We start from the raw sequence: 21,694 nt of genomic DNA on the forward strand, positions 1-21,694 counted from the left end.
GAAGAACGTTAAACCATCAAATGTTTAGTGCGATTATCGAGCCTATTGTAAAGCATCGATGAACCGCTATTTACTGGTATAAGTCTTGTCTGCAGGAGGTTTTGAATATGAGAAGACGTAGAGTGCAGTCAAAGCGTTTAAATAACACAGTAGCTGCTATCCGACGTAAACGTAAACTGACATGTATGAAAAAGAAAGTAAGTTCACGTAATCGTGTTTTTGTACACTTAGTCAATCACTAGTACGTTCAGGCAAACATCTACCCCGTAGTAGATGTTTGCTAACTCTGACTATTTCCATAGTTTTGTCCACTCTCTCCATTTTCTAATGCTTTTTGTGCTTGTTTCTTCGCTTTAATTTCCTTACGGCGACGCTTAAAAAACGCTTGTAGCTGAGTGCGGCACTCATCTTCTAGCAGCCCCTTTTCAACTATGGCGTAATGGTAAGCAGCTTGGCTTTCAAACAAATTAAGCACTGTTCCTGCAGCTCCAGCTTTTAAATCTGGCGCTCCAAAAACGACCCGCTTAACGCGGCTATGCAATAAGGCTCCGGCACACATTGGACATGGCTCAAGTGTTACATACAAAGTCGTATCCAGAAGGCGGTAATTTTCTAGCTTTTGGCCTGCTTTACGCAGTGTTTGAATCTCAGCATGTGCGGTAGCGTCATTAGTACCAATAGAGCGATTCCACCCCTCAGCGATAATTTCACCATCTTTGACAAGCACTGCGCCGACAGGTACTTCCCCCTCTGCTTCTGCTTGCTCAGCAAGCACCATCGCTCTGCGCATAAACAATTCATCTTGAGGGGTAAACGGATGGTTAGACAAAGGAGGCTCCAAAGAAACAAAAAACGATTGAATTCAGGAATTTTATCACTAACTTCGGTTTCACTACAGCAACACATCACGGGGCAAAGTTTGCTACTCCAAAAAGCCTAGTTACAAGATCTATCAATGCTCGTTTTGCGATAACAAAAAAGCGCAGATCGAAGACCTGCGCTTTTCGGCTGCCAATTAGCGGCTTTCACACCCTACACGTTTTTACATTGTGTAAGTGTAAGGAGCTTGAATGCCTAGCGGGATACCTACCATCCAATAAGCAACTAGGAAGATAGACCAACCGATCAGCATTGCGATCGAGAATGGCATCATTAATGACGCAAGCGTACCGATACCAGCCGACTTCACATAACGCTGACAGTAAACCACTACAAGAGGGAAAAATACCATTAGAGGCGAAATGATGTTCGATACAGAGTCACCCACACGGTAAGCCGCTTGAGATAGCTCAGGCGAGATACCAACCGCCATTAGCATTGGCACTAGGATTGGACCAATTAAAGCCCATTTTGCCGATGCCGAACCAATAAGTAGGTTTACAGACGCGGTTAGAAGGATCATACCAATGATGGTCACTTCACCAGGTAAGTTCATCGCTTTCAGACCTTCTGCACCATATAGCGCCAGCATCGTCCCAATGTTCGATTGAGCAAACGCAGACAAGAATTGGGCACAGAAGAACGACATTACAATGTAAGCGCCCATGGTTGACATGGTGTCAGCCATTGCTTTGATAATGTCGTTGCTGGTCTTGAACGTACCTGACACTTTACCGTAAACGTAACCAGGAATGATAAACAGAATAAAGATCAGCGGCACGATAGATTTCATGATCGGTGCTGAGAAGGCCGTAATTTCACCTTCAGGCGAGCGTAGCGCTGATGTTTCTGGAATTAATGCTGCAACAAGTAAGGCAATACCCGCCATCATTGCCCAACCTGCATAACGGAATGCTTTTGATTCCAGTTCAGTAAATGAACCTAGGTTTGGCGCGGTTTCCGCATCGTCATCAATTGGCATTTTTGACAAACGAGGCTCGATGATTTTTTCTGTCACGTACCAACCAATCGCTACAATAATGATGGAAGATAGGCCAGTAAAGAAGATGTTCGCTAATGGGTTAACCACGTATTCAGGATCAAGAACCTGCGCCGCGGTTTGCGTAAAGCCTGCTAGTAGTGGATCGATACCTGAAGGAATAAAGTTTGCAGAGAAGCCACCAGATACACCTGCAAATGCTGCCGCAATACCCGCTAAAGGGTGACGACCTGCCGCATGGAAGATAATACCGCCAAGAGGAATAACCAGAACATAGCCTGCATCTGCCGCAGTATGCGACACAATAGCAACCAAAATAAGCATTGGAGTAAGAAGCTTAGCTGGCGTGAAGTTCAGCATCTTCTTAAGACCCGTCGTAATAAAGCCCGAAGAGTCTGCAACGCCCACACCTAGCATCGCGACAAGTACGATACCCAGTGGCGCAAAGCCAGTAAACGTCGTCACCATGTTAGCAAGGAAACTTGCTAGCGCTTCGCCCGTAAGTAAGTTGGTGATAGTAAGAGCTTCGCCCGTTCGAGGGTTTGGAAGATCGAATGATACATTCGACAAAAGTGCTGACGCCGCCCAAGTAATGATCAATGCCCAGAAGAACAAAATCGCAGGATCAGGGATTTTGTTACCTGTCCTCTCGATAAAGTTTAAAAAGCGCTCCATCCCGCTCGGCTTCGATGATGGTGCCTTATTTACAGCTTGGTTACTCATGGTAACTCCATAGTGAATGATGTTGGTGCCAAGGCCTATTTGAGTAATTATGACGGCCTACTATCCAACGAGTATTCTAGTAAACACTAATGGAGAAAGCACAAGGTTCTATATTTTTTTTCATAATTGGAGACATATTTTGCAAAAACACCACTTCAATTAAACATAATAAAAACAGTAGCACATCAACTCAATTAACAGTTCAAAAACCATTTATTAACCGTGACAAATCCGGTATCAAACAGGAATTACACCCGCATTTGTCTCAGCCCATGTATGCAATTGAACTTAGTTTTCGAATTCACTGTACTGTGAAATCATAGTTTTCAGCTGGACGGATTGCGTCTGCCCCATTCTATCTTCCCAACTTGTTGTGATGATGATCGTCTTTAGTGAACCTGATACAGTAGCAGGTGGCACATCCCACTCCACCGTGTACGCTCCAGTGGCGGAAGATCCTGTCACGATAGAGGCAAAACTGGCAGTAGAAATCGTAGAAAGCGCATCCGAAGCACCACGCGTTCGGAACCATTCAAGCTGGTTTTCTGCTAGACGAAGTGCTTCAATACTTTTTATGGCATATTCGGATTCACGTTCTAGATACACGTTTAGCTTCGTTAAGCCTAACGCGCCTACGCCAAGAAGCAGGAAAGAAATTAAGACTTCTAGAAGGTTAAATCCTTTTTGTTTAGAGATCATTCCAAGAGCCCTTTTTCCAATGTGCTTTCTTCAGCTTCTCTTGAGGCTCCTCAATTACATCGCGATTGTATTGGAATGATAACGCTGCATTAAAGAGTGCAAATGTTCCTGGTGCATCCATGACAAATCCTCCTAACGGGTTAAATGCACCGTGCTGAAAATAGCCAACCTTTGTCTTTTCCATAGGCACTGTTGTTTTTAAAGCCGCTATGACGCCATCCAATGCGGCATCATTGGCAGAGCCAGACCAGTCGGTAAAATCAAATGTAGCCCCAGTTGTAGGTTCGGTATATAGCGGAGAAATAAAGTGGTAAAGCATTCCTTTGAAATCCTGCGTGCCTATCGTAGAAAAAATACCGTCTTGAACGACTAAAATTATCCCGCTCCCACCTAGGCTATTATCTATTGCGTTCTTTATACTCGTAAAATCGGCCGTATTAATTTCACAGCCACCATAAACCCAAATAAGATCTTTCCCATTTTCGATATTGCTAACAATCCCCTCCGCGCATGTCTCGTTGAATACAGGAGAAGGGAGATCTGCTTTTGAGTTCAATTTCATACTATTTAATGACAAGGGTACATATCCGAACAGGGAATTATCCGACATCACATCGAACCACTCACTTCGAGGGACATCAAATACATCTTTAAACGGATCCATATCCGAAGACTGACGATAATCACTCTCAGATGCAGCAACACTTGTTCCCCAACTATAGTGAGTAGATGCGCACTTTTGTTCTTGTCCTGCAGGACTGTCAGGGAAACTCGAATAAGGCTTATCAGATAGCTGATAGGGGTGAAAAGTGTTTACACTTGTTGCATAAAAAAAGTTGTAGTAAAGAACAGAAGTGCATTCCCAGAAATTATTACCGAGACTTTTACTCGGATCTGGAGAGCTCGTATATGAGCCATTAATCACGAGGTCGGATTTAGATTTTATCGCTCCAGCCCCACTGCTTGTAGGTAGTTTAATGGTCTTTTTAATTTCCCGATTACCTATCGTTGAAGTCACTAGACTTGAAGAGCCCGAGGAATATGTTAAGGCATCAAGCCCCATAGCTGTGATGCAATCATTCACATTAGTTGGCAATGTTTTATTTATTTTTGTCTTGCTATAGACGCACTCTAGCCCTCCTTCTGCACGCCAATGTTCCTGTCTTGCTTCAATTTGATTATTGGCTCGTTTAATTTGGTAAAAGAGGGATTTATAGCTACCGAGAGACATCATTAATGCCACAACTAGCAATACGCTCACAACTAACAACGCAGCTGCACCTTGTTGTTTCTTCATTACTGCCAGTTCCTTTGCATCGCAGTAAACGACTGCTGAGTGTGAATATCAGTCGCATCTTTCAATTCGGTTCCCAATGTAACGGTCACCAGTACACTTTTTGCATCAGTGCTTTCTAACAGTTCACTGGTAAGGTCAAAACGATTAACGTGAATAACTTTCTTATCAAAAAGATTTTTACATGAGCCAGTGCCTGCAAGGTTAATCACGTCATCAACATCCCATATCGTTGTTTGCTTTTTTTCACAAACAAATAGCGACTCTGGCGTGCTAACTCGTTGCTCATAAGCTACGTTTTTATATAAAGGAAAAGAGCTAGCGCCAGCGCCAGAAACACCTATGTAATAAGCATAAGCAATCACCCCTCTATCAACATCATCGAGAGTGTAAATTGTGTTTGATGAGCCAGATATTTTTATAGAATTGCCATCGTTACCATCAAAACCAGCACGCTGAATGTCACTCTTGAGCATTTGCACGACACTTTCAGAGTTCTGTAACAACATTAGCTCTTTCGACCGTTCCATTATCACCCTTTGACCACTCACATAAATTGCCCCCACTGTCGCAAGAGAAATAAGCCCAAGTGCAGATGCGATCATAAACTCAACAAGGCTTGCCCCTTTTTGTTTAAACATAATCATCCTTTTAAGAGCAAGTTGAATAACCGTAATATTCTGTATTGCTGCTATCACTACACACTCGCACGCGAGCAGACAAAGTGTGGGAAATAAGTTTGAGGACTTTTGAAGGTTCCCCTACGGGATAAAAACGAATACTGCCTGATGACGGACGGCCATAAACGTCGTCAAAACTGATTTGGTCTGAAGCGTAGCTAGGTGTAACGACGATCCCCTCATAAGGTGCTCCTGAAAAAGAGAACAAAACTGTCCCTTCTCCCTCCGTTCCGTTATCAGTAAGCTCGATACGCCAATTACCATCACTGGATGCACTACCGGGCATGATGATGTGTGCCCAAAGTCTTTCACGCTGTAATACTGCTTCAGACTTGCCTTCAATAACAAAGCCATGCAATTCATTAGCTAAGCGCTGCATTTTGTTGGTTTCAAAAACATTTTGGAAAGATGGTGCTGAAAACGCCAATATAATACTCAGTACAGCCACAGTAATAAGAAGCTCCAACAACGTAAACCCGCGAGGCATTTCCCAAATTCCTATGTAAACGGCAAAAGGGCCGTAATTCATCTTGCACAGATGCTATCACCTGCCAAAAATAGGCGGAAAAGTGAAAAGGAAACTACTCGTGATGATTCGAATTTCTCGCTGTAACAGCTACAAAAAAAGATTGGGAGGGATGACATTGATCGAATTACTGATAGCCGTAGTGATTGTTGGGATCATTGCGGCTGTCGCCTACCCTTCTTACACCAATCATGTGCTCAAGTCTCATAGGACGGTTGCCTTGAGCGATCTTAGTCGAATTCAGCTAGAGCTAGAGACATCTTATGATGGTGGGTACGACTGGAGTCATATTATCTCTGGAGGCACATGCACTCTATGTGATTCAGACACAGATAGATTTTCTTTCAATATTGCGAGCTCTGCAAGTACGGCCTATACCATAACAGCGACAGCAAAATCGGCTCTGGGACAAGACGACGACGAGTGCTTGACTGGCGCTAAAACGATTACTTTAACGTCAACAAATGTCGAAGAGCCAAGTGATTGCTGGAATTAGAAAGAACACCGAGATGCAAAAAGGCCTGCATTTTAGCAGGCCTTTGTATTTGTGCTTTTCACTAACGTCTTAGCTGGTTAAATCATCAAAGAACTTTTTCACACCGTTGAAAAAGCCTTCTGATTTAGGCTTGTGCTTTGTCGCCGCTTCACCACCACAAGACTCTTCAAACTCTTTGAGCAGTTCTTTTTGGCGAGAGCTTAGGTTTACTGGTGTTTCAACAACCAACTTAACAATCAAGTCACCGATACCGCCACCGCGAACGCCTTTCACACCTTTACCACGCATGCGGAACATACGACCTGTTTGCGTTTCTGAAGGCACTTTTAGGCTTACGCGACCATCTAGAGTTGGTACTTCAACTTCACCACCTAGAGCCGCCATCGCAAAGCTTACAGGCACTTCACAGTATAGGTTGTTACCATCACGTTCGAAGATATGGTGCTCTTTCACGTGCACTTGTACATACAAGTCACCCGCTGGAGCTCCCATTTCTCCCGCTTCACCTTCGCCAGATAGACGAATACGGTCGCCAGTATCAACACCTGCTGGGATCTTAACGTTAAGTGTTTTGGTTTTCTGTTTACGACCTTGACCATGACACTCATTACAAGGGTCTTTAATGATCTTGCCTTTACCGTGACAGGTTGGGCAGGTTTGTTGCACTGCGAAGAAGCCTTGGCGCATCTGTACTTGACCATGACCATGACAGGTACCACATGTTTCAGCAGATGAACCTTTCTTCGCGCCACTACCATCACAGGTATCACAGTGTACTAGTGTTGGTACTTCGATCTCTTTCGTTACACCACGAACCGCCTCTTCTAGCGTCAGTTCCATGTTGTAACGTAAGTCCGCACCACGTTGAGCACGGTGACCACCACCGCCACGACGACCACCACCAAAAATGTCGCCGAATACATCGCCAAAGATGTCGCCGAAATCAGCACCGCCGCCACCAAAGCCGCCGCCACCGAAACCACCGCCGCCTTGTTCAAAAGCAGCATGACCGTACTGGTCGTACGCCGCTTTCTTTTGAGGGTCGGTCAGAACTTCGTACGCTTCTTTTACTTCTTTAAACTTGTCCGCCGCAGACTCATCACCCTGGTTTCGGTCTGGGTGGAATTTCATCGCTAGACGCTTGTACGCCTTTTTGATATCGCGCTCTGAGGCATCACGGCTTACGCCTAATACTTCGTAAAAATCACGTTTTGACATGTTCTTCGTCACCAGTTAATTACTACAAACGGCATCGATTCACCGCTTGGTGTTTGTATCGTTCTAGGTAAGTGCACTTATCCGCAACATACTTAACTAGAAAGACAGCGTTTACAAACAGACGGGCGTAAGAGTTGCCCCAAACGCCCGCACACGAAGTCTTATCGACCCCAGATGGCTTTGCAGCCATCTGGTTAAGAAATATTATTTCTTGTCGTCTTTAACTTCTTCGAACTCAGCATCTACAACGTCGTCTTCTTTAGACTGTGCATCGGCGTCAGCACCTTGTGCTTGCTGCGCTTGAGCCTGTTGTTGAGCGATTTCCATCAGTTTTTGAGAAGCAGTCATCAGTGCTTGAACTTTAGCATCGATAGCTTCTTTGTCTTCGCCTTTGCGCGCTGTTTCTAGCTCAGAAATTGCTGCTTCAATCTTCTCTTTCTCTTCTGCAGGTAGTGCTTCACCAGCTTCTTCTACTTGCTTACGAGTACCGTGAATCATTTGGTCAGCTTGGTTACGTGCAGTCGCTAGCTCTTCGAACTTTTTGTCCGCTTCTTTGTTAGCTTCTGCTTCTTGAACCATTTTCTCGATGTCTTCATCGCTTAGACCGCCAGAAGCTTGGATAGTGATCTTCTGCTCTTTACCAGTCTGCTTGTCTTTCGCTGACACGTGTAGGATACCGTCCGCATCAAGGTCAAAAGTAACCTCGATTTGTGGCATACCACGTGGTGCAGGCTGGATGCCTTCTAGGTTGAATTGACCTAGAGACTTGTTGTACATCGCTTGCTTACGCTCACCTTGTAGAACGTGGATAGTAACCGCGCTCTGGTTGTCTTCCGCTGTAGAGAAAACTTGGTTCGCTTTAGTTGGGATAGTTGTGTTCTTCTCAACTAACTTAGTCATTACGCCACCCATTGTCTCGATACCTAGAGACAGTGGAGTTACGTCTAGTAGTAGTACGTCTTTAACGTCACCAGCAAGTACACCACCTTGAACTGCAGCACCCATTGCTACTGCTTCGTCAGGGTTTACGTCACGGCGCGCTTCTTTACCAAAGAACTCAGCAACTTTCGCTTGAACCATTGGCATACGAGTCTGACCACCAACTAGGATTACGTCAGTGATGTCGTTTACTGATAGATCAGCGTCAGCTAGAGCTACTTTTAGCGGCTCAAGAGAGCGTTGTACTAGGTCTTCAACTAGAGATTCTAGTTTTGCACGAGTCACTTTAATGTTCATGTGCTTAGGACCAGTTGCATCTGCAGTAACGTAAGGTAGGTTTACGTCAGTTTGAGAAGTAGAAGAAAGCTCGATTTTCGCTTTTTCTGCTGCTTCTTTAACACGCTGCATTGCTAGTGGATCGTTCTTAAGATCGATACCTTGCTCTTTCTTAAACTCGTCTACTAAGTAGTTGATTAGGCGGTTATCAAAGTCTTCACCACCAAGGTGAGTATCACCGTTAGTCGCTAGAACTTCGAATGTTTTCTCGCCTTCAACTTCATCGATTTCGATGATAGAGATATCGAATGTACCACCACCAAGGTCGTATACCGCGATAGTGCGATCGCCGCCTTTCTTATCAAGACCGTAAGCTAGCGCTGCTGCTGTTGGTTCGTTGATGATACGTTTAACTTCTAGACCTGCGATACGACCAGCATCTTTTGTAGCTTGACGCTGAGCATCGTTAAAGTAAGCAGGTACTGTGATAACTGCGCCAGTTACTTCCTCACCAAGGAAATCTTCAGCAGTTTTCTTCATTTTCTTAAGAACTTCAGCAGAAACCTGAGGAGCCGCCATTTTTTGGCCTTTTGCTTCTACCCAAGCGTCACCGTTGTCAGCCTTAACAATTTTGTAAGGCATGATTTGGATGTCACGCTGAACTTCTTCGTCTTCAAAACGACGACCGATTAGACGCTTAATTGCAAATAGCGTGTTTTCTGGGTTAGTTACTGCTTGACGTTTCGCAGGTTGACCTACTAGCGTCTCACCGTCAGTGTAAGCAATAACCGATGCAGTAGTACGTTCGCCCTCTGCGTTTTCAATTACACGTGGTTTGTCGCCGTCTAATACAGCAACACATGAGTTAGTAGTACCTAAGTCAATACCAATGATTTTACCCATCTGGCTATCTCCGAATAAATTCTATTTTCGTTTGGTTATAACCCCAATGTGGGGGGAGGAGAATCGGGTTTCAACCCTTGCTCACAAACAAAAATAATCAATGTTTGCTTCTCTATGCCACATAGATAAGGGCGGCAAAATGCTTTTCAAGGGCAGAATTAAAAAAAAGCGTCTTTTTTCGAAATTTATGTGTTTCTTTCTGATTAGTTGGGAACTCGTCACACTGCTGTAGCGCAACAAAACGCCATTTCCCAGATGAATTTATTTATGCCCGACTCTTCCTAAACAAAAAACGAGCTCATAAGAGCTCGCTTCAATATTAGGGTTAAAATAAATGATTCAAGACATTATGCGTTCGCTTGAGCAGGCTCAGCGTCAACGCCTTCTTCTTTACCAATCTCACCTTCTGTTTTTGCAACAATGGTGTTTACCGCCGTGTCGCCCACAACATTTGAAGACGTACAGAACATGTCATTAATACGGTCAACCGCAGCAATAATTGCCAAGCCTTCAGGTGGTAAGCCTAGTTGGTGAAGCAAAACGCCTACCATTACCACGCCGCCTCCAGGAACGCCACCAGCACCAATAGATAATAGAAGAATAGTTAAACCAAGCGTGAAGATGTCTGCGGTGTTAATTGGCTGGCCAAAAGCGTTCGCAACAAACATCGTTGCTAGAGCAATATAGATAGACACACCAGACATGTTCATCGTTGCGCCCAGTGGTACACCGAAGCCAGCAACCGATTTAGAGACCTGAAGCTTTTCTGTCAGTGTACGCATCGTTACCGGGATAGTCGCGTTTGAGCTCGCGGTAGATAGAGAGAACAGAATCTGCTCACGAGTTGCACGTAGGAAAGTCTTTGGAGAGGTCCCTGTCGCAAGACTTACTGCCATTGGATAGAAGAAGAAGATCCAGAACACCAACATCGCAACCACCAAGACCACATAACCAGCCACGGACATCAATGTATTGGCGTTTAGTGTTGCACCCAATTGAATCATTAGCGCGAACACACCATATGGCGCAAGACTCATCACTAACCCAACCAGTTTCATCATGATTTCATTTGCCATTTTGAACGTGCGGATGGCAGGACCACCACGAGAATCCAAAGCTTGAATTGCAAGACCTGTCAGAATTGCCATGAAGATGATTTGCAGCATGTCGCCGTTAGCAAACGCTTGTACTGGGTTGCTAGGAACAATGTTAACAACTAGAGAGAAAATGTCCGGCGTTTCTGTCGTCGTCAGCTGTACGGCCTCAGATACCGTTCCTGCCAGATTAGCACCAGCTCCTGGCTGGAAAATCAAACCAACAGTCAAAGCCGCCGTAATCGCAATGATGGTGTTAAGAATGTAGAGGGTAAAAGTTTTTCCACCAAGACGACCAAATGCACTGATGTCTTTCAAGTCAACAATGCCGCATACGATTGAAACGTAAACTAAAGGAACAACAAGCAATTTGATCAGCGAGACAAACATGCCGCCAACGCCTTCTGCTGCTCCAAGTAGGTATGTATCAAAAATCGCAATACCGCTAAATAAGTACTGAATTGCTGTTCCGAGCACAAGGCCGGCAAACAAGCCTATAAAAATCTTACTAGAAAGCGATTTATCCATTATAAATCTCCGATATGTTGTGTTTGCTATTTACATCTTTGTAGTTATATATGCTTACTTTTAAAGCATTAGTCGCAAATCATACACACGAAGGTTACAAAATAAAGTGATAATTTACATTTTTGTTAACGAAACTATTGTAGAAAAAATGACTATCTTTACATTCCTATGCAGGACAAACATTCACACAACGAATAATTACAATTACTTATAGCCCTCTTCGTTCATAAACACGCAGTGAGATGAGAAGAAATCTCCTATAGGAAAATAATTAACCAATAAGAAAAAATATGAAGGGGATCAAACTTCCATTTTATCGATATACAATGAAGCTCATTACAACAACTTACGTTTAAAACAAAAAAGCGCCCATCAAAAAATGATGGGCGCTTTATACTTGAAAACAGGCAGTTAAGGTTATTTAGCAACCATTACCATTGCCGGACGAATCACACGGCCGTTTAGTTCGTAACCTTTTTGCATAACAAACATAACTGTGTTTGATTCATGATCTGGGCTTTCCTGAATCGACATCGCTTGATGGAACTCTGGGTTGAATGCTTCACCTTCAGGGTTGATTGCTTTCAAGCCAAATTTCGCCACAACGTCGACAAACGTTTTGTGTGTTAACTCAACACCTTCTAGGAACGGCTTAACCGTTTCATTCTCTGTATCTGCCGCTTGAATTGCACGCTCTAGGTTATCAATAACAGGAAGCAACTCTTCGGCAAACTTGTTCAACGCAAACTTACGTGCTTTATCGATCTCTTGCTCGGTACGACGACGCATGTTTTCTACTTCAGCTTTAGAACGCAACACCGCATCTTGCTGCTCTTTTACTTTTGCCTCGCTAGACAATAGTGCCGCTTCTAGTTGAGCAATCTTAGCGTCTGTCTCATCACCAATTTCTTCAAGCTCAGCTTCTACTTCTTGTGCTTCAGCTTCTACTTTTTCAGCCTCTTCGATGATTTGATCAAGCTCTTCTTCTGTAACTTTGTTTTCTTCGTTGCTCATGATATCTCCAGAATTCAACATAATGCCCTTAAAGCCATGCGCGTTTTTGCGGGCTTTAACCACATAAAAATTCGCATATTTAGGTGACTTGCCATTATTATGGGGATGAAGATTCCTGATTCAAGCCTCTTTAATGCGGAAATGCTATGAAAAATCCATGTAACGTGATCGCGATTATCGGAAAACCAAGAGATCAACAAGCAATTCAAACTCATAAAGAGTTGTACCAATGGCTGACCTCTGAAGGCTATAAAGTATTTATTGACGATCGCCTTGCCGCAATACTGGATGATATCCCGCAGAGTCAATTTGCCAGTTTAGTTGAACTAGGAAAAAATGCCGATCTAGCCATTGTGGTTGGTGGGGATGGCAACATGCTAGGCGCGGCAAGAATTTTATCCCGATTTGATGTACCAGTCATAGGGGTGAACCGTGGAAACCTGGGCTTCTTAACTGACTTAAACCCAGACGAGTTCCAAGCGTCTCTGCAAGCGGTACTCGACGGTGAGTATATTGAAGAAGAGCGCTTTCTCTTAGAAGCGGAAGTACACCGTCACGGGCAAATTAAAAGCCACAACGCTGCGCTAAATGAAGCTGTACTTCACCCAGGGCAAATTGCCCATATGATTGAATTTGAAGTGTACATTGATGAAAGCTTCGCCTTCTCTTTACGAGCCGATGGTTTGATTGTCTCCACACCAACGGGCTCGACCGCATATTCGCTTTCTGGCGGTGGTCCAATTCTTTCGCCTAGCTTGAATGCCATTTCACTCGTGCCAATGTTTCCTCATACCTTGTCGAGTCGACCTTTGGTGGTTGATGGAAAGCGTCGAATTAAATTGGTGGTGTCACCAGAGAACCGAGGAACACAAGAAGTTAGCTGTGATGGACAAGTGTCTCTCCCTGTTTCTCCAGGAGACGAAATCCACATCTATCAAAGTCCAAATGTGCTCAAACTCATCCATCCCAAAGACTACAGCTACTATCACGTTTTACGTAACAAGCTTGGTTGGTCTAGTAAATTGTTCTAACACTTGTTACTCAGGGAAATGACTTCAATAAAAAAGCCAGTAGCTTAATTGCCACTGGCTTTTGGCTTTCTTAGACAAGAAATAGACACAAAGTAGTGAGGCGACACGATATTTGCTGTCATTAAAGAGAAGTTTATAAATTTTGATCCTGTGGGCAAAGTTTACACAAAAGATAGAAAAGCAAATTCAATGATCTATGTCCGGTGATATTCTCACCATGAATAGAGTATTAACTCTATTTCATAAAATCAATAAAGGACATATTATGAAGAAAACCATCATTCTGTCTGTTCTCAGTACATTAGCACTTATTGGCTGCCAATCAGAGGAAACGCAAGTCAACAGTGTATCCAACGCAAAAGCGGAAGATATCACTAAGACGAAGCGTGCCCTCGCTCAACAATTGAGTGAGAACTATGCTGCCATTGAACCCATGTTGAGAAGAGATATTACTCCTCAACAGACTAACGTCTCTGTATCAGCATTTGTTCAACAAAACCCCAACTCCGAGTTTAGCCGTCAGCTTGTACAAGCTGACACTCAAATTCGTAGCTGGAAAGGTATTTCTGAATACTCAGATCAGTTGCTGGAAGTTCGTTTAGCGAATGAGAGCATGATATCAGCATGGCAAAGTGGCGAGGTCGAGCCATTATTTGCATTTGAACCAAGTGGTGATGATGAGAATTGGCAATACATCGAAGCATTTGATGTGTATGGCAACATCCATCAACTCGATGTTTACCAGCTCCCTGATGTACCTGTACTTGTCGTTGATAACAACAGCTCTGCAGAGCTAAAGGCTGGCTTGCAAGCTATGCAGGCTGAAATGAAAAAACTCGGTCAGCCAGCTTTAGTTCAACCATACGTTGCTGATGAACAACGCCAAAATGCACCGCTATTGTCAAGTAGCACAGTGGGCGAAGCGGCTCCAATTCAAACAACGCAGTTGAAAAAGATCCGTCTCGCCGATGACAAAGAACCTTGGATCTCTGGCAAGGCAGAAATCTACGCTATCGTAACGGGCGTCAATCCAAGTCGTGATGAACCAACTCTCGATTTAGTGGAGCTTCCATACTTAGACTACGATAACCAAGATTACTACCCGAATCAGATCATTATTCACTGGTCTCGTTACCGCTGGGGCGCTGCAGACATCGTGCTCATGGAACAAGATGATGGTACAGACTATAAACAGTTGGCAAAACTCCTCGTTCAAGTTGCTGGAGAAGTGCTGAAAGCGATTCCAGATCCAGAAGTTCAGGCTTACGCGATTATTCCGCAAATCACGAATAAGATCATCGACACTATCCCTGACGGCGTCCTAACGAATGATGATGACTTCGTCGACGTTTACTACACACTAATGCAAGACACATCATACGTGGATCATCCAGGTGCTGGTGTGAATGCAGTAGTCACATTAGAGCCGCTCACGATTAACCCAACTCGTCCGTAACCTGTTCAATTTTAATGAGTCGTTGTAATCACTTCGGCTCATTTTTCCCACTTCATCACAAAAAAGCACCCCACACAGAAATTTTTTCTCACCTGTCTTTACTGTATAAGAGAACAGTATATACTGTTCTCTTATACAGTATTGTTCAGTTATACAGGTAAATAAAAATGCTGGCTCATCTAAGTGTTAATAATTTTGCGATTGTTAAGTCTTTACAACTCGAGCTGTCTAAGGGCATGACCACCATCACAGGTGAAACAGGCGCGGGTAAATCCATTGCTATCGATGCACTTGGGCTCTGCTTAGGCGGACGAGCCGAAGCTGGCATGGTTCGACAAGGTGAAGAAAAAACCGAAGTTAGTGCCGCTTTTTTACTGGACAACAACCTACATGCAACGCGTTGGCTAGAAGATAACGATCTGCTTGATGGCAGTGAATGTATTTTGCGTCGCATCATCACAAAAGAAGGTCGATCAAGAGCCTTCATTAATGGCAGTCCTGTCCCACTTTCACAACTCAAATCTCTAGGGCAACTGCTGATCAATATCCATGGGCAACACGCTCATCATCAATTGATGAAAAGCGAACACCAAATGGCTATGCTCGACCAATATGCAGGTCATCTAAACCTACTAAAAAGCACACGAAGTGCTTACCAACATTGGCGTCAGGCAGACAATAACCTCAAGCAACTAAAAGAAAATAGCCAGCAAAACCAGGCGCAAAAACAGTTGCTTGAATACCAAATCAAAGAACTAAATGAGTTATCGCTAGGTGAAGAAGAATTTGCAGAGCTCGAGCAAGAGCACAAACGACTATCCAATAGTGGTGAACTCGCCACTACCTGTCAGCAAGCCATCGAACTTATTTACGAAGGTGAAGAAGTCAATGCGCTTGGTATTTTGCAATCGGCCAATCACTCCCTAATTCAACTAGCTGAGTTAGATGCAAAGCTATCTGAGCTACCCAACATGTTGTCAGAAGCGATGATTCAACTGGAAGAAACGAAGAACGAATTACGCAGTTATCTAGATGGCATAGATGTGGATCCTGCTCGTATGGCTTATGTAGAAGAACGTTTTTCTAAAGTGATGTCTGTTGCTCGCAAACACCACGTGATGCCAGAAGAACTATACCAACATCACCAAGATCTTCTGGCCCAAGTAGAAGCGTTAGATTGCTCTGATGAACGTTTAGATGAACTCGCGCAAGAAGTGGAACAAAAGTACCAAAGCTTCCTAAACCAAGCAGAAAAACTACACAAATCACGCAGCCGTTACGCAAAAGAACTGAACAAACTGATCACACAAAGCATGCACGAATTGAGCATGGAAAAAGCGGTATTCAATATCGATGTCAGCAATGAAAACACGCACCCATCACCACTTGGCATGGACAGTGTGTGCTTCTTAGTATCGACTAACCCAGGGCAACCATTGCAACCTATAGCAAAAGTTGCGTCAGGCGGTGAGCTATCACGCATCTCTTTAGCTATCCAAGTGATTACCGCTCAGAAAGTGGATACACCAAGCTTGATCTTCGATGAGGTGGATGTCGGTATTAGTGGTCCAACAGCAGCAGTCGTCGGCAAAATGTTACGCAAGCTTGGCGAGTCTACTCAGGTATTGTGTGTCACTCACCTCCCTCAAGTTGCGGGGTGTGGCCATCAACAAATGTTCGTGGCTAAACAAACCAAAGCTGGCCAAACCGAAACACAAATGCACGCATTAGATGAACAACAGCGTGTGGCAGAATTAGCTCGCCTACTTGGAGGTAGCCAAATTACAGATTCTACCCTTGCAAACGCCAAAGAGCTCCTCATCGCCGCTTAGCCATGCTCTTCCAAAGATAGAGTCACGAACACTGCTCCGTGACTCTACCTCCCCCATCACCATATCAAAGTGCTTGGGTGCTGATTCCCTTTCGAAATAATGGTCAGTGCAACCCCATAGCTCAATAACTTGGCTATTTGTCATTAGTTACCGCTTAAACTGGATAGAAAACCGCTCATCGACATAAACATACATGTGAGAGAATCAATAAATGCAACTCAACTCAAAATTCGTTGTCAGATTTCCTATCATACGACGCATAGCTTTTTACATCTGCGTCGAGCTTGTTTATTATCAGCGCAGTATTTTAAAGGTTACTAAGAAATTATTATGCAATTAAAGAAGTGGTTAGTTGCCGTACCATTAGCAATGACATTGCTGACAGGATGTTCGGTATTGGAAAAACTGGTTTATCGCATTGATATCAACCAAGGCAACTATGTAGAACAAAGTGCGGTAGATAAATTAAAGTTTGGGATGACTAAAGCACAGGTTCGCTTCGTACTAGGGTCGCCAATGCTTATTGAAAACGGCTACCCAAACACTTGGTACTACATTTATCACCATACTCCTGGTCACGGTGATCCAGTGCAAAAAGACCTGATCGTTAACTTTAACGATCAAGGCACACTCGCAGATATCAGTGGTGACTTCCCAAAAAGTGACGCTTTTTACGAGCAGATTCAGTAAACGACTTTTGCAAAAAACCTCTCACATGAGAGGTTTTTTATTATCTAGATATCGCGCAATCACACTTTGAATCAATGACGCCATCCATTGGGATTGATATCAAGTCTACTTATTCTTACGTACAGAGCTAGGCTTACCACCGGTGACTGGGTCTGCATTCCCCTCGGCTTTAGCCTGCTCCGCCCGCTTACGACGAATCTCTTTCGGGTCTGCGAGTAACGGACGATATATCTCTATTCGATCTCGATCTCGAACGGTCGCATCTAACTTCACATTACGACTAAACACACCCACTTTATTCTTAGATAAATCAATTTCAGGGTATAACTCTAACACGCCAGATTGTCGAATGATCTCTTCTACCGTTGCGTGATTATTCACCACTAAATTAAATACACGCTGTTCATGAGGAAGAGCATAGACAACCTCTACGTGAATCATATCTGACTCAATACTCATAACACTCGTAGACCTGTTTTGCGCGTTTAGTGAATGCATTTACCATGTTACTGGTAAGCTCGTTAAAAACCTTACCGAAGGCCATCTCAATCATTTTACTTGAGAATTCAAACTCAAGCTTTAGCTCAACCTTGCAAGCTTGCTCATCTAGCGCGGTAAAAATCCAACCACCACGCAATGTCTTAAACGGACCATCCACCAAGTTCATCATAATTGCTTGGCCTGGGATCAGCTCATTTGAAGTAGTAAACGTTTTGCTGATACCAGCCTTCGCCACATCGACAGAAGCCACCATACCATTACCCGAAGACTCAATGATTCTAGAGCCCGAGCAACCAGGCAGAAACTCAGGGTATTTAGCAACATCGTTAACCAGATTGAACATCTGTTCAGCACTAAAAGACACAAGCGCAGAACGGCTGACTTGCTTCATACATACTCCTATCGATACATGTACAGATTTAAAGCTCCTGCCAATTTTACTTTTATTCCACGATTGCGCAAATAAAAGGATTTCCTATCCGATATCCAACCCGTATAATGTCGCTATTATGGCAAAGAAAAAAACGAAACAAAAAGCGGGTAGCAATACTATCGCGCTGAATAAAAAAGCTCGCCACGAGTATTTCATCGATGATGAAATCGAAGCTGGCTTGGAGCTCCAAGGTTGGGAAGTGAAAGCCCTTCGCCAAGGTAAAGCCAATATTTCTGAAAGTTACGTATTTATGCGTGACGGTGAAGCCTTTGTGAGTGGCATGACAATCACTCCTTTAAATCAGGCATCGACACACGTTGTGGCGAACCCCACACGTGTGCGTAAACTACTAATGAGTCGTCGTGAACTAGACAACCTATTCGGACGTGTGAACCGTGAAGGTATGACATTAACGGCGCTCTCTCTGTACTGGTCTCGCTCTTGGGTGAAACTAAAAATTGGCGTAGCAAAAGGTAAAAAGCTGCACGATAAACGTACGGATTTAAAAGAAAAAGACTGGGCAAGAGAGAAAGCACGCGTAATGAAGAGTACACTGCGTTAATCTTGACCACTTAAACGCATAGTACTGGACAGCCAATGCTTTTCTGTTACTATGCGAATATTACCTGGGGCTGATTTAGGATTCGACGGGAATTCAGAAGTCTGAGGTGCATGCCGAGGTGCGGTAGGCCTCGTTAACAAACCGCAAAAAAATAGTCGCAAACGACGAAAACTACGCACTAGCAGCTTAATAACCTGCTCAGAGCTCTCTCGCCCTAGCTTCCGCACGTAAGACGGGGAATAACGAGGGATCAAACCCAAACGCGCTAGCCCGGATTCTCCCGCCTGAGAGATGAACGGCGAATTTTAATTCAGGCTAGTCATTCATTAGCGTGTCGGTTCGCAGGTGGGTGGCGAAATTAAAGATCGACTAAGCATGTAGTACCAATGATGAACGGTTTTCGGACGCGGGTTCAACTCCCGCCAGCTCCACCAAACATCATGTAAGCCTCTGATTTTTCAGGGGCTTTCTTTTTATATATGCCTATGAAAAGAGAAATTGAGGTACATCCTGTTCTACATATGGACGGAGATGACACTTTGCACATGACACAACGGGCAAACGGTAACTGGTACTATCAACGCCGTATCCCAACCCACTCTCAGCCATTCTTTGGCAACAAAAAGTCCATCAAAATCTCACTGCGCACCAAGTCTGTCGCAGAGGCTCGTGTTAGAGCGCGTCAGCTATCTGTAGAGCATGACGTCCTATTTGCGCAGCATGAGACTCTCGCAACAACGACAAGCAAACCTAAAGGCTACGCAAGTAACCCACTTGAGGTGCTCGTTGACGTCAAAGCTAGCCAAGCTCAACACAAAGAAATCACTCAAGCGACGTCTGGCAACCTAGTAGGAACTCAGAGCTTACTACACGCACAAGTCTTTACTGCGCCACTAAAGGAGCGTGAGAGCGTCTTTACGGGTATTGAGGCAATGAGAGATGATTTATGCGAACTAATGTGCGACCTTGCCGAAAATAGATTGAGTGAGTATGACGCCAAGCTTTCGCGCTCATGGCGTATCATTGAGGGTGCGATGGAGTCAGAGCACTACGAGTACTTTGTAGAGCAACCATTTGAAACTCAAAGACAACTTGTCATCGAGAGCTGTAGAAAGTCGATACAAGGATTATCCTCATTAACTACTCAGCTCACAGATGTGATGGCAGAGCGTCTTGAGTTACCTAATGCGTCTGATACCTACCTTCATGAGCTAAGGGGAACGCAAGCTCCTACGGAGAGCGAACATCAAAGCTTGCTGTTATCTGAATGCGTAGAGCTTTACCTCAAGGATAGAGAAAAAGACAACATGCAACCCAAGACCTTTGAAAGCTACAAGGCTCGTATGCGACTCATGCTATACATCTTGGGCGACCGTCCTATTGACTCTCTCAAGCGTGCTGATGCTTTGATGTTCAAGGATAAACTCTTGCAGTTACCAGCGAACCTCAACAAAGTGTCGAGCTTTAAGGGCTTACCTGTTGATGATGTCATTGCTCTCAAACCGACACCGATGGCAGTGAGCACAGCAAATGACACAATGACTGGTGTTAGCTCATTCTTCGACTGGTGCGTGTTGAATGAGTACGCGTCCAAGAATGCCTTTAAAGGACTCAAAGTAAAGACCAAGAAAAAGGCATCTGATGAGCGTAGTGCGTTCACTGAGTCTGACTTAAAGACCCTATTTCAGCATCCATACTTCCAAGGAGGTGAGAGTAAACACCCACACTATTACTGGCTACCTGTACTAGGGCTTTATACAGGTGCTCGTCTCAACGAGTTGTGTCAGTTGCATGTATGTGACGTTCGTAGAGATGATGAGAGCGGACTTTGGACTATGACCATCACCAATACTCAAGAAGACCAGAAAACCAAGAATATGAGTTCAATTCGCACTATTCCACTGCACCCTAAATTAATTGAACTAGGGTTCGTTGACTACGTACAGAACCTCACTCATGAGCGCGTCTTTCCTGAGCTTAAGAGAGGAAGAGATGGGTATGGACAAGCACCATCCAAATGGTTTGCTCGCTTCCGTGACAAAGTGCTGCCTAACGCCAAGAACGAACATAAGGCTTACCATTCTTTCAGGCACACTTTCATCAACGCCCTGAAGCAATCAGGCGTATCCCGCAGTCATGCAGCAGCCTATGTGGGTCATGGGGACGGAAGTGAAACGTTTGGACGGTATGGTAAAGCTTATGTCGCATCAGCATTAGCTCCTATATTGGACAACATTACGTTCGACTTCGACATAAAGCCCTATGTACTACCTAACTAGTACAAATTAAAAGGTAACACCTGACGTCTACCCAAGTGTTACCTTTCATTTTACATTTTACCTTCGGCTGCTTGTCTCGCTAAGCAGTCTGAATGCTCATTACCTTTGATGCCAGAGTGACCAGCTACGTGCTCAACGCTAACACGTGGACGAATAGCTTTAAGCTCGTCTATCAGCATCCATAAGTCCTGATTAGCGACAGGCTTCTTGCTTGAGTTGCGCCAAGCGTTACGCTTCCAGCTATCAAGCCATTCATTGAAGCCCCGCACACAGTACTGACTGTCACTAAAAACATTGTCCCCCTCACCTGCTACAAGTAAGGCAATGATGAGAGCCAGAAGCTCAGCCCTTTGGCTGGTGACACCGCCAGTCCTGCGAACCGAGGATGAGTACTCATAGACGCATTGACCAAGAGCGTCGTAAACCGCGATACCAACCCCCCCTTGAAGACACCCGTGCTGATTGTCTGGTGCTGAACCATCGCAATAGATACTTAGTGGGTGCTGAGCGTTGTGTAATAGATGTGTCGTTTGAAGTTGTGTGTTCATATTGAGTCCTTAATCGTAAAGCCACACCGAAAGCCCCACATAGCCAACTACACCAACGAAAGACTCGTAGTGACTAGCTGACAGCATGGCTTT

20 protein-coding genes and 1 other RNA gene are annotated in these 21,694 nt (G+C 44.3%); 8 read left to right on the forward strand and 13 right to left on the reverse strand.

What is annotated here, in order from left to right; genetic code table 11:
• Positions 1–280: 280 nt before the first annotated feature.
• The 6 genes from tadA to NB463_RS16550 form a co-directional block, all read right to left on the reverse strand.
• Positions 281–790 (reverse strand): tRNA adenosine(34) deaminase TadA, encoded by a 510-nt coding sequence (gene tadA, locus NB463_RS16525; protein WP_405054833.1) that lies wholly within the window; start codon positions 788–790, stop codon positions 281–283.
• Between the two features lie 252 nt (positions 791–1,042).
• On the reverse strand, positions 1,043–2,602 hold the full coding sequence (locus NB463_RS16530; RefSeq protein ID WP_005383758.1) for an AbgT family transporter: 1,560 nt from the start codon (positions 2,600–2,602) through the stop codon (positions 1,043–1,045).
• A gap of 288 nt (positions 2,603–2,890) precedes the next feature.
• A complete protein-coding gene (locus tag NB463_RS16535; RefSeq protein ID WP_053808730.1) occupies positions 2,891–3,301 on the reverse strand; it encodes a type IV pilus modification PilV family protein in 411 nt (136 codons plus the stop codon).
• Positions 3,291–4,598, reverse strand: coding sequence for a hypothetical protein (locus tag NB463_RS16540; RefSeq protein ID WP_237309623.1), 1,308 nt, complete (start codon positions 4,596–4,598; stop codon positions 3,291–3,293). The genes NB463_RS16535 and NB463_RS16540 overlap by 11 nt, the downstream gene beginning before the upstream one ends.
• Positions 4,598–5,236 carry a PilW family protein gene (locus tag NB463_RS16545; protein WP_139059803.1) on the reverse strand — a complete coding sequence of 213 codons (639 nt, stop codon included), beginning with the start codon at positions 5,234–5,236 and terminating at the stop codon, positions 4,598–4,600. Before NB463_RS16545 ends, NB463_RS16540 begins: the two co-directional genes overlap by 1 nt.
• A gap of 10 nt (positions 5,237–5,246) precedes the next feature.
• The gene (locus NB463_RS16550; RefSeq protein ID WP_258431817.1) at positions 5,247–5,762 is read right to left on the reverse strand and encodes a GspH/FimT family pseudopilin; all 516 of its coding nucleotides are present in this window, start codon (positions 5,760–5,762) and stop codon (positions 5,247–5,249) included.
• Positions 5,763–5,865: 103 nt separating this feature from the next.
• Between NB463_RS16550 and NB463_RS16555 the strand changes: the two genes are divergently transcribed.
• Positions 5,866–6,297, forward strand: coding sequence for a type IV pilin protein (locus tag NB463_RS16555; RefSeq protein WP_054867884.1), 432 nt, complete (start codon positions 5,866–5,868; stop codon positions 6,295–6,297).
• 69 nt (positions 6,298–6,366) lie between these two features.
• Here the strand turns inward: NB463_RS16555 and dnaJ are convergent, their stop codons facing one another.
• The 4 genes from dnaJ to grpE form a co-directional block, all read right to left on the reverse strand.
• Positions 6,367–7,515 (reverse strand): molecular chaperone DnaJ, encoded by a 1,149-nt coding sequence (dnaJ, locus tag NB463_RS16560; RefSeq protein WP_005391453.1) that lies wholly within the window; start codon positions 7,513–7,515, stop codon positions 6,367–6,369.
• Between the two features lie 204 nt (positions 7,516–7,719).
• Positions 7,720–9,633 carry a molecular chaperone DnaK gene (gene dnaK, locus NB463_RS16565; RefSeq protein ID WP_005391455.1) on the reverse strand — a complete coding sequence of 638 codons (1,914 nt, stop codon included), beginning with the start codon at positions 9,631–9,633 and terminating at the stop codon, positions 7,720–7,722.
• A gap of 347 nt (positions 9,634–9,980) precedes the next feature.
• A complete protein-coding gene (locus NB463_RS16570; RefSeq protein WP_258431819.1) occupies positions 9,981–11,255 on the reverse strand; it encodes a dicarboxylate/amino acid:cation symporter in 1,275 nt (424 codons plus the stop codon).
• 417 nt (positions 11,256–11,672) lie between these two features.
• Positions 11,673–12,269 (reverse strand): nucleotide exchange factor GrpE, encoded by a 597-nt coding sequence (gene grpE / locus NB463_RS16575; protein WP_012842091.1) that lies wholly within the window; start codon positions 12,267–12,269, stop codon positions 11,673–11,675.
• Between the two features lie 146 nt (positions 12,270–12,415).
• Here grpE and nadK point away from each other — a divergent pair, with 146 nt between their 5' ends.
• From nadK to bamE, 4 genes are all read left to right on the forward strand, one after another.
• Positions 12,416–13,300: an NAD(+) kinase gene (gene nadK, locus NB463_RS16580; RefSeq protein WP_005391462.1), complete on the forward strand. Its 885-nt coding sequence runs from the start codon at positions 12,416–12,418 to the stop codon at positions 13,298–13,300.
• Positions 13,301–13,565: 265 nt separating this feature from the next.
• On the forward strand, positions 13,566–14,756 hold the full coding sequence (locus NB463_RS16585) for a DUF3103 domain-containing protein (RefSeq protein ID WP_080936705.1): 1,191 nt from the start codon (positions 13,566–13,568) through the stop codon (positions 14,754–14,756).
• Positions 14,757–14,923: 167 nt separating this feature from the next.
• Positions 14,924–16,588: a DNA repair protein RecN gene (gene recN / locus NB463_RS16590; RefSeq protein ID WP_053808725.1), complete on the forward strand. Its 1,665-nt coding sequence runs from the start codon at positions 14,924–14,926 to the stop codon at positions 16,586–16,588.
• 330 nt (positions 16,589–16,918) lie between these two features.
• The gene (gene bamE / locus NB463_RS16595; RefSeq protein ID WP_005391468.1) at positions 16,919–17,278 is read left to right on the forward strand and encodes an outer membrane protein assembly factor BamE; all 360 of its coding nucleotides are present in this window, start codon (positions 16,919–16,921) and stop codon (positions 17,276–17,278) included.
• A 105-nt stretch (positions 17,279–17,383) separates the two neighbouring features.
• Here bamE and NB463_RS16600 read toward each other — a convergent pair whose 3' ends face one another.
• Positions 17,384–17,737, reverse strand: a complete 354-nt coding sequence (locus NB463_RS16600; protein ID WP_005391471.1) for an RnfH family protein — start codon at positions 17,735–17,737, stop codon at positions 17,384–17,386.
• The gene (locus NB463_RS16605) at positions 17,727–18,170 is read right to left on the reverse strand and encodes an SRPBCC family protein (protein WP_005391473.1); all 444 of its coding nucleotides are present in this window, start codon (positions 18,168–18,170) and stop codon (positions 17,727–17,729) included. The genes NB463_RS16600 and NB463_RS16605 overlap by 11 nt, the downstream gene beginning before the upstream one ends.
• Positions 18,171–18,288: 118 nt before the next feature.
• Here NB463_RS16605 and smpB point away from each other — a divergent pair, with 118 nt between their 5' ends.
• The 3 genes from smpB to NB463_RS16620 all read left to right on the forward strand — a co-directional run bounded on the left by smpB (position 18,289) and on the right by NB463_RS16620 (position 21,053).
• Entirely contained in the window at positions 18,289–18,774 is a 486-nt protein-coding gene (smpB, locus tag NB463_RS16610) for an SsrA-binding protein SmpB (protein ID WP_005391476.1), read from the forward strand.
• A gap of 66 nt (positions 18,775–18,840) precedes the next feature.
• Positions 18,841–19,208, forward strand: a transfer-messenger RNA (tmRNA) gene (gene ssrA, locus NB463_RS16615).
• Positions 19,209–19,319: 111 nt separating this feature from the next.
• Positions 19,320–21,053: a site-specific integrase gene (locus NB463_RS16620; protein WP_241771828.1), complete on the forward strand. Its 1,734-nt coding sequence runs from the start codon at positions 19,320–19,322 to the stop codon at positions 21,051–21,053.
• 50 nt (positions 21,054–21,103) lie between these two features.
• Here NB463_RS16620 and NB463_RS16625 read toward each other — a convergent pair whose 3' ends face one another.
• Entirely contained in the window at positions 21,104–21,601 is a 498-nt protein-coding gene (locus NB463_RS16625; RefSeq protein WP_025507102.1) for a ribonuclease HI, read from the reverse strand.
• Positions 21,602–21,694 lie beyond the last annotated feature (93 nt).

Source organism: Vibrio sp. RM-41-2B (assembly GCF_024744415.1).
In the GTDB taxonomy this organism is placed as follows: domain Bacteria; phylum Pseudomonadota; class Gammaproteobacteria; order Enterobacterales; family Vibrionaceae; genus Vibrio; species Vibrio diabolicus.

Bases quoted from the DNA above. Each gene is read 5' to 3' on its own strand.
- NB463_RS16620 (WP_241771828.1), top strand. From the start codon at position 19,320: ATGACACAACGGGCAAACGGTAACTGGTACTATCAACGCCGTATCCCA.
- NB463_RS16605 (WP_005391473.1), bottom strand. From the start codon at position 18,170: ATGAAGCAAGTCAGCCGTTCTGCGCTTGTGTCTTTTAGTGCTGAACAG.
- NB463_RS16625 (WP_025507102.1), bottom strand. From the start codon at position 21,601: ATGAACACACAACTTCAAACGACACATCTATTACACAACGCTCAGCAC.
- NB463_RS16570 (WP_258431819.1), bottom strand. From the start codon at position 11,255: ATGGATAAATCGCTTTCTAGTAAGATTTTTATAGGCTTGTTTGCCGGC.
- NB463_RS16555 (WP_054867884.1), top strand. From the start codon at position 5,866: ATGATTCGAATTTCTCGCTGTAACAGCTACAAAAAAAGATTGGGAGGG.
- NB463_RS16545 (WP_139059803.1), bottom strand. From the start codon at position 5,236: ATGTTTAAACAAAAAGGGGCAAGCCTTGTTGAGTTTATGATCGCATCT.
- bamE (WP_005391468.1), top strand. From the start codon at position 16,919: ATGCAATTAAAGAAGTGGTTAGTTGCCGTACCATTAGCAATGACATTG.
- NB463_RS16600 (WP_005391471.1), bottom strand. From the start codon at position 17,737: ATGAGTATTGAGTCAGATATGATTCACGTAGAGGTTGTCTATGCTCTT.
- nadK (WP_005391462.1), top strand. From the start codon at position 12,416: ATGAAAAATCCATGTAACGTGATCGCGATTATCGGAAAACCAAGAGAT.
- NB463_RS16585 (WP_080936705.1), top strand. From the start codon at position 13,566: ATGAAGAAAACCATCATTCTGTCTGTTCTCAGTACATTAGCACTTATT.
- NB463_RS16540 (WP_237309623.1), bottom strand. From the start codon at position 4,598: ATGAAGAAACAACAAGGTGCAGCTGCGTTGTTAGTTGTGAGCGTATTG.
- recN (WP_053808725.1), top strand. From the start codon at position 14,924: ATGCTGGCTCATCTAAGTGTTAATAATTTTGCGATTGTTAAGTCTTTA.
- smpB (WP_005391476.1), top strand. From the start codon at position 18,289: ATGGCAAAGAAAAAAACGAAACAAAAAGCGGGTAGCAATACTATCGCG.
- NB463_RS16550 (WP_258431817.1), bottom strand. From the start codon at position 5,762: ATGCCTCGCGGGTTTACGTTGTTGGAGCTTCTTATTACTGTGGCTGTA.
- dnaJ (WP_005391453.1), bottom strand. From the start codon at position 7,515: ATGTCAAAACGTGATTTTTACGAAGTATTAGGCGTAAGCCGTGATGCC.
- NB463_RS16530 (WP_005383758.1), bottom strand. From the start codon at position 2,602: ATGAGTAACCAAGCTGTAAATAAGGCACCATCATCGAAGCCGAGCGGG.
- dnaK (WP_005391455.1), bottom strand. From the start codon at position 9,633: ATGGGTAAAATCATTGGTATTGACTTAGGTACTACTAACTCATGTGTT.
- tadA (WP_405054833.1), bottom strand. From the start codon at position 790: ATGCGCAGAGCGATGGTGCTTGCTGAGCAAGCAGAAGCAGAGGGGGAA.
- grpE (WP_012842091.1), bottom strand. From the start codon at position 12,269: ATGAGCAACGAAGAAAACAAAGTTACAGAAGAAGAGCTTGATCAAATC.
- NB463_RS16535 (WP_053808730.1), bottom strand. From the start codon at position 3,301: ATGATCTCTAAACAAAAAGGATTTAACCTTCTAGAAGTCTTAATTTCT.